The sequence below is a fragment of the Methylobacterium sp. J-118 genome (genome assembly GCF_057836565.1).
The window spans coordinates 4,728,240-4,740,430 of sequence record NZ_JBYQFA010000001.1 but is presented as its reverse complement, the minus strand read 5'-3'; the positions used below and the strand labels follow the sequence as shown (position 1 = coordinate 4,740,430).

9 protein-coding genes and 1 pseudogene are annotated in these 12,191 nt (G+C 63.1%); 3 read left to right on the top strand and 7 right to left on the bottom strand.

The genetic code is table 11. The features are described 5' to 3' along the window. Nucleotides 1–457: 457 nt before the first annotated feature. The 7 genes and pseudogenes from AC3IF3_RS23230 to AC3IF3_RS23200 form a co-directional block, all read right to left on the bottom strand. Nucleotides 458–880 carry a hypothetical protein gene (locus AC3IF3_RS23230; protein ID WP_489230500.1) on the bottom strand — a complete coding sequence of 141 codons (423 nt, stop codon included), beginning with the start codon at nt 878–880 and terminating at the stop codon, nt 458–460. A gap of 186 nt (nt 881–1,066) precedes the next feature. Then, nucleotides 1,067–1,429 (bottom strand): helix-turn-helix transcriptional regulator, encoded by a 363-nt coding sequence (locus AC3IF3_RS23225; protein ID WP_489220397.1) that lies wholly within the window; start codon nt 1,427–1,429, stop codon nt 1,067–1,069. Between the two features lie 151 nt (nt 1,430–1,580). Further along, a pseudogene (locus tag AC3IF3_RS23220) lies at nt 1,581–2,055 on the bottom strand (helix-turn-helix domain-containing protein); the annotation flags it as partial. A gap of 212 nt (nt 2,056–2,267) precedes the next feature. After that, entirely contained in the window at nt 2,268–3,254 is a 987-nt protein-coding gene (locus tag AC3IF3_RS23215; protein ID WP_489230498.1) for a hypothetical protein, read from the bottom strand. Nucleotides 3,255–3,500: 246 nt separating this feature from the next. After that, entirely contained in the window at nt 3,501–4,694 is a 1,194-nt protein-coding gene (locus tag AC3IF3_RS23210) for a tyrosine-type recombinase/integrase (RefSeq protein WP_489218425.1), read from the bottom strand. Between the two features lie 362 nt (nt 4,695–5,056). Continuing rightward, nucleotides 5,057–6,370, bottom strand: a complete 1,314-nt coding sequence (locus AC3IF3_RS23205) for an MFS transporter (protein WP_489230497.1) — start codon at nt 6,368–6,370, stop codon at nt 5,057–5,059. Next, entirely contained in the window at nt 6,370–7,368 is a 999-nt protein-coding gene (locus tag AC3IF3_RS23200) for a helix-turn-helix domain-containing protein (RefSeq protein ID WP_489230496.1), read from the bottom strand. Before AC3IF3_RS23200 ends, AC3IF3_RS23205 begins: the two co-directional genes overlap by 1 nt. Before the next feature lie 1,653 nt (nt 7,369–9,021). On the opposite strand from AC3IF3_RS23200, the gene groES reads away from it, so the two are divergent. The 3 genes from groES to AC3IF3_RS23185 all read left to right on the top strand — a co-directional run bounded on the left by groES (nt 9,022) and on the right by AC3IF3_RS23185 (nt 12,177). Then, nucleotides 9,022–9,309, top strand: coding sequence for a co-chaperone GroES (gene groES, locus AC3IF3_RS23195; protein WP_243920647.1), 288 nt, complete (start codon nt 9,022–9,024; stop codon nt 9,307–9,309). Nucleotides 9,310–9,475: 166 nt separating this feature from the next. Beyond that, the gene (gene groL, locus AC3IF3_RS23190) at nt 9,476–11,119 is read left to right on the top strand and encodes a chaperonin GroEL (RefSeq protein WP_489230495.1); all 1,644 of its coding nucleotides are present in this window, start codon (nt 9,476–9,478) and stop codon (nt 11,117–11,119) included. 242 nt (nt 11,120–11,361) lie between these two features. After that, nucleotides 11,362–12,177 carry a transglutaminase-like domain-containing protein gene (locus AC3IF3_RS23185; RefSeq protein ID WP_243970160.1) on the top strand — a complete coding sequence of 272 codons (816 nt, stop codon included), beginning with the start codon at nt 11,362–11,364 and terminating at the stop codon, nt 12,175–12,177. Nucleotides 12,178–12,191 lie beyond the last annotated feature (14 nt).

Genomic DNA, 12,191 nt, shown 5'->3' with positions numbered 1-12,191 from the left:
ACGATGGTGGGTAGAGGTGATCGCGGGTCGTAAGGTCTGGGGGGTCGAATTTCAAAAACCTGCTTCGGCGGCCTGTAGGAGCGCGAAGGTGATAGAAAATGGGCATATTCTAGCATAGGTTGCCTGCATTGATGAGGTGATAGGTGCTATAAGGTTGTTTGAATAGATGTGTTTCTTGAGCAGTTGGAACTATTCGACGAACCATCTTGGGACCGAAGGGCTCGAGCTTTGTTAGGCCCGAGCCCTTCGTTGTTGAATTACTCGCTATCTAAGCCAATGCAGTCAAATTTTTTGCAGGCAAATTCTTTGTAGTCCGAGGTACCCTCAACGCGTTGGATCTTGAGTTTTGCTTGCTGCCCTTTTTCGATCTTCATCGCTCTATCAAGGTGCTTCTCACTCACCCAAATTTTTAATGCCACAAGGTCGCCCCAAGTCTCATCTTCAAAGATCGCTGCTTTCAGGGCCTCGACTTTGTAGCGAGCTTCGCAACCGCTTTGACGCCTCCGTCCTCGTCGATTTGCTTAGCTATCTCATCAGGTGAGATGCTATTGTCGCAATAATATCGAGCAACATTTGCATACACGTTGACAGTCTGTTCTTTCTCCCGGGTGTCTGCGTTAAGAATATATCGCGCTAGAGTGTTGAACTTGTTCAACGTATCGCGCTTGCGGCCGGTTTTTTTCTCCGTCTCTAAGAAAAATTTCTCTTTCAGAAGTGCCTGGTACCCGAGTACATCGCCGTCAAACAACTTAGCACTGCGAGCGATGTCGGCGATGGCGAGGTGTAATTGATCGCGATAGGATCCTTCTACCGATTCATGTTTCTTTCGAGCTTCTCGAGCGACATCGAGGGCAGATTTCGGCTTCTCTTTCTGTTCCATTCTTCCGACCTTTCGGCCGAGCTTGTTGGCGCCCATTTGTCGGCATTGACGACGAACAAGCTCGACGCTTAATGATGAATGAGGTTGGTTTCTATCGCCCGGAGGAAGTTCGGAGAGCGCGACTTTGCGCCACCGAAGACCCCCCCCGGGCGATTTTGGCGGGTTGCTGATGCCTGTGCGTCTCAGCTAACCGCCCTTGGTAAGGCTCCTGACTATTCCAACCACTTCTGCCCGATGCCAAAAACTCAATCTCCCAAACTTGCAAGGAGCGGGAAAGCGTTTTGCTTTTATGTCGGCGTAAAGCTTGGAACGAGACATCGGGATGATCTGAAGCACTTGCTTCAACCGGAGCAATTGATCGTTCGTTTCGTTGCTCGCATGCTTCATTAAAACCTCTCGTCCAGTTGCAGACGAGAAATGTCTTGCGCCAATAAAATCGGAAAAAACTCGGGTTGATGGGAAAATTCCTGTTTCATTCTCGAGATCGAAAAGCGGGTTTTGGGCAAAAGGCTCTCTGATCCGCACCCCAAGCCTTAAGCGAGCGCGCACCAAGATTGGGCTGCTCCGCCTTGTTTAGGATATTCGCTTGCTGACGATTCTAGAGTTGCGCCCGATCATGTAGCGACGGCCAAGTCGTCTTCGTAACCGGCTGCGGTGAGACAGTTGCGGCACTCGTTTGCGGTGAAGTGGGTGAAGGCATCATGTCGGTGGCAGCTGCGATCTCGTCGATGAACACCAGCGTGTTGGGGTCGAGATCGGGCATGGCGCCGAACCAAGCTTGGCGCTCGCCTCTCACATCCGCGCACTCCTGCTCAGCCGCGTACAGAGCCCCTTTTTACGGGTGATGCCGTGGCGGGCGAGGAACCGTGACAGTCCGCTCGTGCTGGTCTGCAAACCGTGCGCGGCCAAGGCCTCGCGCAACTCGTGCAGGAACAGCTGCTGTTGCCGCTCATGCGTGGCCAGGATCAGCCCAGCCTGCGCCTCGATGGCCCGCGAGCGCTGGTCGCCACCTCCTTGCGCACGGGGCGACATGCCCCTCCTGTCGGACCCGCGCCGCCCAACGGCTCACGCTCGACACGCTCACCCCAAAGCGGGCCGCCGCTGCGTGGGGAGGCGCCCTCCGCCACCGCGGCAGCAACGCGCTCACGCAGGTCAACCGACAAGGATGACGGCATTGGCAGGCTCCTCTACCCACCAACCCATCAGATCAGAGCACCTGGCGAACCGAACGGGCGCAGCTCTAACGATAAAGACGTCCTGCCCCTCAGCCTGAACCAACCGGCATGACTGCCCAGGCAACGCTCTAAGTCCCCAAATTCGACCACCTAAACCTTCACGAACCCTGGTTAAAACAGCTAGATCTAAATAATTGACTGGAAAAACAACATTATGGCGCCTTGCGACTTGCTATTAACTTGAGCCTGTCTGCGTAGTCTTCTTGCGCCCAATCTAATGCTAAATCTAAGTGTTTTTGGATAGTCTTTGCACTAACGGGAAAGCCGCAAATCTCACAATCCCTCGCGATCCCCAGAACGTCACCACGCATTCTGTGTTTTTTATCATAAACAGGATAAAGTTTGTACCGCTCAAATGCCATACTCAAGAGAATGCTGTATAATTTGTGCCTGGTGTTCGTATGAATTGCATCCATGCTCGCTTCTTTTGTCGGCTCATTGAAGTCCCAGCCTTTGCTTTTTGACCAGATTACAAAGCTTTTCGGCATTATAGCGTCGTTTAGGAATGTGCCGGCGGATACAGCTCGATTAATTACCTTGATACGTGATTCGAGAACTTTGGAAAAATCAGCTTCTATCTCGTCGTCGAAATTTGATGGAAGATCTAACGCAAATTCCGGTTCAATTTGCATCGAAAGGGCTGCGGCCTCGGCGACAGTCCACGAGTCCATGGACATCCACCTTTGTAAATCATATATCGCATAAGTTTTTCGAATTTCAGCTATGGTGTTGGCTTCACGCGCTTGTTCGTTCTTGATTCTTGCTTCCATCCAAATCTGCTGGACTTCTCCTGATTTCATCCTCGCGTATTGCCCCATAAGACCCCAGGCATTTTCCACAAAATCCTTAATTCTATTTTGGCTTTCTTCAGAAATATTCTGAATAATTGTGAGGCGCTCGATCCCGAGGATTTCGTGGACCAAATCGCAATAGATTTCACTTGCTTTCGGATCTGATTGGATGCCGATAAAATATAATATGCCGTCTTCAATGCAACGATCTAGGTTCGTTTCTTCTCCTGAACTATAGCCTCCACCTTTCGAGGCAAATATAATCTGCCGGGTTTGATTGTTGAATAGCGGATTAGTCGCATTAATTATGTAATCGATTTTCTCATATCGATAAAATGCCTTTGCCATGAGGACCCCTGTTTGGCTCGTACATCTTCCACTGACAGGTAGCACGTATTAAATTCAAATGCGGTTCGGCTTCGATAATGATGCTGCAGAATTCAAGCTATCGCTGAATTTGGCACACGCTTGTAACCCAAATTGTTGAGCCGATCTATAATTCGACACGTAATTGTCGAATAATGAATAGTGCCATCGCGAAATTTTAGCGGTATATAGGGTGTGGTAAATCGAGTCGGATAACAATATTAAAACTTAAGTTGAAAACAGTCTTGGTGCGCCATTCGCAATGAATTCTCGCCGTTTAGCGGCGAGCACCTTTGCGTAAGTCGTCTCGATCATCCGAACACTCGTTCCGCAGTTCTCCGCCACCACGTTCAGCGGTACCCCTGCCTCAACGGCACGCGAGATGTAGGAGTGTCGCAGCGCGTAGAATGTGCCCGATGGATCGAGCTTCGCGGCTAGCAACGCCCTCTTCATTGGCCGTATCTGATGGCTCGCACCCCAAGCGTCTCCGTCGGCGCGAGGCAACAACGGAGCATCCTTCTCGCGGCCAACCATCAGCCGTGAGAAGAACACTACAGCTTCAGGCTGCAAGATGACGATCCTTGCTCCGGTCTTGCCCCTTGGTACGTACAGCGTTTCGCCCGCGGCGTCGAAGTGGCGGACCTGACACGCGGCAAGTTCGCCATAGCGCGCGCCCGTCAGAAATCCTGCCGTCAGCAGGTCACTGAAGCTCGTATCGTTGCAGCTCTCAAGGAGACGCAGCACCTCCGCGGACGTGAAGTGGACCTCGCGTGCCCGGCCGACCCGCTGGAACGGGCGGACAAGCCGCCAAGCGCTGTCGTTCGATAGACCATTTGTTGGGTCACCCACTGCGTGATTCAGCATCGCTTTGACGATGCTAAGCACTCTATTGGCAGTGTCCTGGCTCCGGCGACGCTGCTCGGCATCGGCGCCGGCCCGCACCAAGCTATCGCGCCAAGCTTCGAGTTGGCGACGCGTTAGATCCTCGATGCGGCTCGAACCGAAGCGCGGCAGGAAGAGGCGTTCCAAGCGGCGGCGGGCGTCGTAAGCTGTACGTTCGTTTCGGGCCTCAAGCCCAGTGAGATAGGCCCGAGCGGCGACCTCCACGGTGAGTGGCGCCTTCAGAGCCCCCTCCCCTTTCTTGCCGCCTGCTGTCGCCTTCGCCTGCTGCTGCGCCTCCCAGAAGTCGAGCACGCTCCGGCCGTTACTATCCTCGAAGTCGTCGGCCTGCCCGATCCGCTTGGTCCAGGAACCGCCCTTCCCGTCGGCGACCCGCAGCACCCAGGTCCCGGCAGTCTCGTTACGACGGTAGCCGAGCGAGACACCGGGTGCGACGCGGGCGAAAACGGGCTTTTTGGCCACTGGCAGACGCAAACGGCTGGTGCGTGTTTCGAGCTTTGATGAACGTGCATTGCGAGCCATGGTGTCCCGCGAGTGTCCCGTGGACGTGCTCGGATGATGCCACACAAAGTTGGACAGGCCAAACGCTAGTTCGAACTGAAAGCGAGATCTATCAGCAGGTTAGCTGGATATCGTTGGACGTTCCTGGAGGAATGGCTACGCCCTTTCACGGCGAAAACACGGGTTCGATTCCCGTAGGGCGCGCCAAAAAAACTTGAGTCCCTGGCGGCGACACCTGCGATCCGGCTCAGTCGGCTCCATATCCGCTCGGCTCTTCTCTCGGTCGCCGCTATCGGTCCCATGACGGGTGCCTGCCACTGTCGCACGGCGCGACGGGATTGGGCGGGCACACCTGCGGGAAGCGGCCGGCGTCGGCGCGGTCTTCAGGGGGGCGCAGATTCCGCGCTGGCACGTGCCGCGGATCGAGGCGAGCGAAGCGTACGCGTCGAGAGAGCCAGGACAATCCCGACGAGCGCGGTCGCGCTGAACACCGCAAACATCGCCGCGCCGACGTTCTCCGGTCCGACGACCCGGTCGTTGATCACCCCGACAAGCGCGGGTCCGACCCCGAAGGCGACGAGCGTCACGCTCGCCACGAAGACGGCGCTCATCCGGCCGCGCAGCGCCCGGGGCGTCAGGATCTGAAGTCCCGCCAGGGCGGGCGGGCTCGTGACGCCGAGTGCCGCCACGAGGACGGCGAACCCGGTCAGCGACGTTGTCAGATCGGACGCGAGGGCCATCACCCCGGCGCTCGGGCAGGCCAGCGCCAGCCCGAGGGCGAGGGCGCGCGAGGCCGCGCCCCGAAGCCCGCGCGCCCGCGCCCGGTCGAGCCAGCGCCCCCCGGCGATGTGCCCGAGCGGCGCCGCCACCAGGATCACCATCCCGAGGTAGAGGCCGCCCGTCGCGGGGGTGAGCCCGTGCGCGCGCACGTAGAAGGTCGGTGCCCACGCCGTCAGGGTCTGGCTGATCAGTACGGCCGCCGCTGCGGCGCCGAAATGCGGCAGGTAGGCGGAGCGATGGCGCAGCACCCAGGCGAGCGCGGGCCGCCCTGTCCGGGCCGGTGCCGTCGGCGGCTCGACGACGCGCAGCAACCCGACCAGCAGCGCGAGGTTCGGCAGGCAGGCCAGTGCGAACAGCGCCTGCCACGGCCGGACCGGGCCGTAGCCGGGCACGGTCAGGCCGCCCGCCGCGGTGAGCCAGGCGAGGGCGGCCCCACCCCCCAGGAGCGCGAGGCTGCGCCCCAGCGTCGCCCCGGCGGTGAAGAGCGAGATCGCCCGGCCGATCCCGGCCGGCGGCAGGCGATAGGCCATCAGCGACAGCGCGGCGGGCGCGATCGCGGCCTGCCCGAGGCCGAGCAATGCCCGGGCGACGGCCAGGGCGGCGAACGAGCCGGCCAGCCCGCAGGCCAGGGTCGCCAAACCCCACACGAGGACGCTGGCCAGCAGCAGGCTGCGGCGGTGCCCGCGGTCGGCGCAGATCCCCGCCCAGGGCATCGCCGCGGCGTTGAGCACGGCGAATGCCGAGCCTTGCAGCACGCCCAGCTGCGTGTCCGACAGGGCGAGATCGAGCTTCAGCGGCTGTGCCACCAGGGTGATCAGGAAGCGGTCGCTGAACGCCAGGAACTGTGTCGCCGCGAGCAGCAGAACGAGTGACCGGCCCGACAGGCCCGGAGCGGCGGCGCCGCCATCCGCGCCCATCAGTACAGCTCGCTGATCCAGCGCTCGAACACGGACTCGATCGGGCCGTGGTCGGACCGGTCGAGCCGCGCCCTGTGGACGATCGATCGGTAGCGGCCCGGCGGGACGCCGAAGGCGGCGCGGAAGGCGCGGTTGCTGTGGCTCTCGTCGATGAAGCCGCAGGCGAACGCGAGGGTGGATGCGGACCGGGTTTCGCCGGGCCGGCGCAGGGCGTCGCGGAGGCGCTCCAGGCGCCGGCGCTGCACGTAGCGGGCGACGCCGCCCTCGTCGGCGAAATCCTCGTACAGCCGGCTGCGGGACGTGCCGATGCCGGCGGCGACCGTCGCCGCGTCCAGGCGGGGATCGAGCAGATGGGTGTCGACATACGCCTCGGCACGGGTGCGGCGCAGCGGCCGCGCCGCCGCTGCCGACACCCGTCGTGCCACCGGCGCGGCCGTGGCCGCTTTCAACCCGAGGCCGAGCAGTTCGGTCGCGGTGTCGGCCGCCCCCTCGACCGCGACATCCGGCAGATTGTCCGCACGGCGCACGAGCGACAGGAGAAAATCCCTGAGCAGCCCGGCCGCGGCCCCGGGCAGCACCGCACCGTGAAGGGCGTCGAGCGCGCCGACAGCCGGCTCCACGATCTCGCGCGCGAGTGCCACGGAGAGGAGGCGAGCGCGGCCGACACGGGTCCAGTGCGGTTGGGCGGTATTGACGAGCATGATCTCACCGGGCCGCAACCGGTGCTCCGCCCCCGGGGGGCCAGCGGCGAGATCACCGTCCAGCAGGAGATGCAGCACGAGGTGGTCGAAGCCGTCCCGCCCCACCCGGCGGGGATCGCGGCGGTGCAGGAGGCCGCCGAGGTCGCGCTCGTACAGCACCATCCGCGGAAAGCGGCGGATGTGGACGCGGGCATGGAAAGGCCCGCCGGTGCGCTCGACATCGGCCCCGACGCTGTACAGGCGATGGTACGCGTCGAAGCCGTCACCGCCCTCGCGCGGGGCGGTGAACGCGAGCATGCGCGCGGCCATTGCTACGAGGGCCTGACGCCGACGCGAGCGGCACGGACGTAGCCCGGGTCGGGTGACGCCGCATCCCTGACATGGACGCAGCAGGGTCGTCGGGATGCCATATGCCGAGTGAGCTCTCTATTGTTACCCCGAATGTAGTCCCGTTCGTGGAACGTCTAGAGCCAGGTCTGAACATATTTTCTGGGGCGCCTACACAGGGCGTCCATTGAACCCGCCTGATCGGGCCCGGCGGCTCGACGGCTTTAGCCATCCCCAAGTGCCTGCCGGGCCGCCGACCTTCTCCCGGACATGGCATCCCGCCCGAACGGGATCGGGCTGCCCGGTCGCGACGGACGAGGCCGGCCTCGGCGCAGACGCCGCCGTGCTGCGGCCGTTCGACATTGATCGATTGCACGCGCCGCGTCTCGTGATGGCATCCGGGCGGACCGGCCTGGGTGCCCTGTCACGCGAAAATCACACCCGCATTCTGGGGCCGTATGAGCCGCCAGTTTGGGACGCTCAGCCAATCCATGTCGGGCCTGCCGCGTCCACTATCGGAGGCGCTCGGTATCGTGCCGACGGTGAACGCCCCCGCCTTCGTGGCCGGCGGGGCAGGACGGGGGAATCGGGGACACGGTGATGGCGGGCGTTCGCGGCGGTACCGGAATCCGAGGAAGCGACGCGTTCAGCGACGCGTTCGGCGTTGACGTGGGCGGCCTCGGCGACCCGGGCAATGCTCAGGGTATGCGCGACTCGGCCTCTGCTGGCTGCCGCGCCCGACCGACAATGCGGGACGGGTCAGCGCCCCCGCGGCCCCGCAGGCCGGTCCGGGCGTGCCCCCCGCCAAGCGCAACCCGAAGGCCGGTGAGCCGAGCAGCATCGAGATCCTGCAGGTCAATCCGACAGGGAGATGAGGATGAAATCGCGATGTCATCTCTGGGCCGTCCTGTGCTTGGCGTGCACGCCGGCATCGGCTCAAGGCCCCGTCAACGTGAACGATTGCACGCTATTGCCTGATCCGATCGCGCTCCGCCGGTGCGTCGATGGCTTCGGATCGCAGAGCGTGAGGCCGCCAGCGCCCCCGGCGCTTCCCGCGACCGCATCGGATACGGCCCGATCCGAGCCTGCCCCGAGAGCCGCCAAGGCCCCGTCGGCCGGCAAGCAAGCGGAAGACTGGTTGCACGAGAGCGCTTCGGGGGTCGAGCCGGGGCGATCAAGCCCGAATGCAATACGTCTCAATGATTGATTTTTTTGTAATAATATCTCGGACGACACTGACTGTATCCGATCGCGCATCGCAAACACAGAGCACGAACCGGCGCCCGGAGTTTCATGTCATTGCTGGTTCCATTCGCCATGCGGCCGCGGGCACATCCGACCGCTGACGACCTGTCGGGATCGCGAGCCCCTGCCGCTCTGCGCGCAGACGACGTTCCGGTTCGGCGCATGACCTGACCATGCCGTCCGGGATCGGATCTCGTCTAAGGCTTGGACGTCGGATCCGGCTGGCAGGCTGCGGCCACGCAAAAAGTTAGCACTTCTCCCAGACGAGTGCTAATGATGCGCCGATCGGGCCGCGATTCCCGTCTTCGCCGCCACGCTTCCCGCGATCGCGCCAACCATGCCGGTTGGATCATGCTTGGGAACGATCAGGATCTCGCAATGAAATTCCGTCCGCTACACGACCGCGTGGTGCTCCGCCGCATCGAGGGCGAGGAGAAGACCAAGGGCGGCATCATCATCCCCGACACGGTCAAGGAGAAGCCGCAGGAGGGGGAGGTCGTCGCCGTCGGGCCGGGTGCCCGCGACGAGGCCGGCAAGATCAATGCCCTCGACGTCAAGGCCGGCGACCGCGTCCTGTTCGGCAAGTGGTCCGGCACCGAGGTGAAGATCGACGGTCAGGACCTCCTGATCATGAAGGAATCCGACATCCTGGGCGTCGTCGCCTAGGGCGCGCGCCGCCGAAATGGACACCGGTTCGGCGTCAGCGCGCGCGACGCATCTGAGGACTCAGAGCCTTCAGAGTCGCCGCACGCGGCCCCGAACCCCGACCTGCCCTTCGAGGTGCCCGCTGTGGCGTGCCTCGGGGCCAAACGACAGATGATGAGCCACCACCATGTCCGCCAAAGACGTTCGCTTTTCGGTCGATGCCCGTGAGAAGATGCTGCGCGGTGTCGAGCTGCTCGCCAGCGCGGTGAAGGTGACGCTGGGCCCCAAGGGCCGCAACGTCGTGATCGAGAAGAGTTTCGGCGCTCCGCGCATCACCAAGGACGGCGTCACCGTCGCCAAGGAGATCGAGCTCGTCGACAAGTTCGAGAATATGGGCGCCCAGATGGTCCGCGAGGTCGCCTCGAAGTCGAGCGACACCGCCGGTGACGGCACCACCACCGCGACCGTTCTCGCGGCCTCCATCGTGCGCGAGGGCGTGAAGTACGTCGCCGCCGGCATGAACCCGATGGACCTGAAGCGCGGCATCGATCTGGCTGTGGCCGCGGTCGTGAAGGATATCGCGGGCCGCTCCCGCAAGGTCGCCTCGTCCGAGGAGATCGCCCAGGTCGGCACGATCTCGGCCAACGGCGATACGGAGATCGGCGGGATGATCGCCCACGCCATGCAGAAGGTCGGCAACGAGGGCGTGATCACGGTCGAGGAGGCCAAGACCGCCGAGACCGAGCTCGACGTCGTCGAGGGCATGCAGTTCGACCGCGGCTATCTCTCCCCGTACTTCATCACGAACGCGGAGAAGATGGTCGCCGACCTCGAGGACCCGTACATCCTCATCCACGAGAAGAAGCTCTCGTCGCTCCAGGCGATGCTGCCGGTGCTCGAGGCTGTGGTCCAGACCGGCAAGCCGCTGCTGATCATCGCCGAGGACATCGAGGGCGAGGCGCTCGCCACCCTCGTGGTCAACAAGCTGCGCGGCGGCCTCAAGGTCGCGGCCGTGAAGGCGCCGGGCTTCGGCGACCGCCGCAAGGCGATGCTCGAGGACATCGCGATCCTGACCAAGGGCCAGATGATCGCCGAGGATCTCGGGATCAAGCTCGAGAACGTGACCCTGCCGATGCTCGGCCGCGCCAAGCGGGTCCGCATCGAGAAGGAGAACACCACGATCATCGACGGCGTCGGCGAGAAGTCCGACATCGAGGGCCGCATCTCGCAGATCAAGGCGCAGATTGAGGATACCACTTCGGACTACGACCGGGAGAAGCTGCAGGAGCGTCTGGCCAAGCTCGCGGGCGGCGTCGCGGTGATCCGCGTCGGCGGTTCGACCGAGATCGAGGTTAAGGAGAAGAAGGACCGCGTCGACGACGCGCTGCATGCCACCCGCGCGGCGGTCGAGGAGGGCATCGTCCCCGGCGGCGGCACGGCGCTGCTGCGCGCCAAGGCGGCCATTCAGGGGCTCTCGAACGAAAACCCCGACGTCCAGGCCGGCATCAAGATCGTGCTGAAGGCCCTGGAGGCCCCGATCCGTCAGATCGCCCAGAATTCGGGCGTCGAGGGCTCGATCGTGGTCGGCCGGATCCTGGCCAATGCCTCGGAGACCTACGGCTTCAACGCCCAGACCGAGGAGTATGTCGACATGCTCCAGGCCGGCATCGTCGACCCGGCCAAGGTCGTGCGGGCGGCCCTTCAGGGTGCGGCCTCCGTGGCCGGCCTGCTGGTGACCACCGAGGCGATGATCGCCGAAGCGCCGCGCAAGGAGGCGCCCGCCATGCCCGCCGGCGGCGGCATGGGGGGAATGGGCGGCATGGATTTCTGACCTGCCGAAAACCGACCGGCGCTCTCCGGCCGCCCGCCCTGCGGGCGTGTCGGGGGGCGCCTCGAAGTGGATCGGGCCGGAGACGCCCATGCGCCGTGCTGCGGGGTCGTGACCGCGCGCGGTTGTCCAACTGCCGGCGGTTTGCCCCGGATTTGCATGGGTCATCGCCGTGATGCGCGCCCAAGCTCGCCGTGCCGGCGGGACCGGTGCCGATCTCACGGTCGCCCGGGAGGACAGAGCTCATGCGCATAAAAGTCGGCTGCGAGATGGCGTATGCGTTTTCGCAGCCCACCCCCGTCATCGCGACGCTCAACGTTCACGCCTCGCGCTTCTCCGATCTCGAACAGCCCGATCACCTGATCACCAGCCCGGCGGTTCCCCTGGAGGGCTATCGCGACAGCTTCGGGAATTGGTGCAACCGGATGGTCGCCCCGGCGGGGCGCTTCACGCTCAAGACCGACACGATCGTGCGGGACCACGGCAGCGGCGATCAGCTGGAGCCCGACGCGCCGGAGATCGCGATCGAGAAATTGCCCTCCGACAGCATCCTGTTCCTCCTCGGCAGCCGCTACTGCGAGACCGATCGCCTCTCGTCCATCGCCTGGGACCTGTTCGGGCATCTCCCGCCCGGCTGGAGCCGCGTGCAGGCGATCTGCGACTATGTCCACGATCGGATCACCTTCGGGTACGCGCATGCGCGGGCGACCCGGACGGCCTTCGAGGTCTTCGAGGAGCAGCGGGGCGTCTGTCGCGATTACGCCCATCTGGCGATCGCCTTCTGCCGCTGCCTCAACATCCCGACCCGCTACTGCAACGGCTATGTCAGCGATATCGGCCTGCCGCTGCCGCACGCGCCCGGCGATTTCGCGGCCTGGATGGAGGTCTATCTCGGGGGCCGTTGGCACACCTTCGATCCGCGGAACAACAGCTCGCGGATCGGCCGGATCCTCATCGCCTATGGGCGCGACGCCGCCGATGTCCCGCTCACGCTGACCTTCGGGCCCAACGAACTCGTCGGGTTTCACGTGACGACGGAGGAGGCCCCGATCCCGGCCTGACCGGGCGTCGGGTC

Coding starts and splice junctions, on each gene's coding strand:
- AC3IF3_RS23230 (WP_489230500.1), bottom strand. CDS start 880: ATGGAACAGAAAGAGAAGCCGAAATCTGCCCTCGATGTCGCTCGAGAA.
- groL (WP_489230495.1), top strand. CDS start 9,476: ATGTCCGCCAAAGACGTTCGCTTTTCGGTCGATGCCCGTGAGAAGATG.
- AC3IF3_RS23205 (WP_489230497.1), bottom strand. CDS start 6,370: ATGGGCGCGGATGGCGGCGCCGCCGCTCCGGGCCTGTCGGGCCGGTCA.
- AC3IF3_RS23185 (WP_243970160.1), top strand. CDS start 11,362: ATGCGCATAAAAGTCGGCTGCGAGATGGCGTATGCGTTTTCGCAGCCC.
- AC3IF3_RS23200 (WP_489230496.1), bottom strand. CDS start 7,368: ATGCTCGCGTTCACCGCCCCGCGCGAGGGCGGTGACGGCTTCGACGCG.
- groES (WP_243920647.1), top strand. CDS start 9,022: ATGAAATTCCGTCCGCTACACGACCGCGTGGTGCTCCGCCGCATCGAG.
- AC3IF3_RS23215 (WP_489230498.1), bottom strand. CDS start 3,254: ATGGCAAAGGCATTTTATCGATATGAGAAAATCGATTACATAATTAAT.
- AC3IF3_RS23210 (WP_489218425.1), bottom strand. CDS start 4,694: ATGGCTCGCAATGCACGTTCATCAAAGCTCGAAACACGCACCAGCCGT.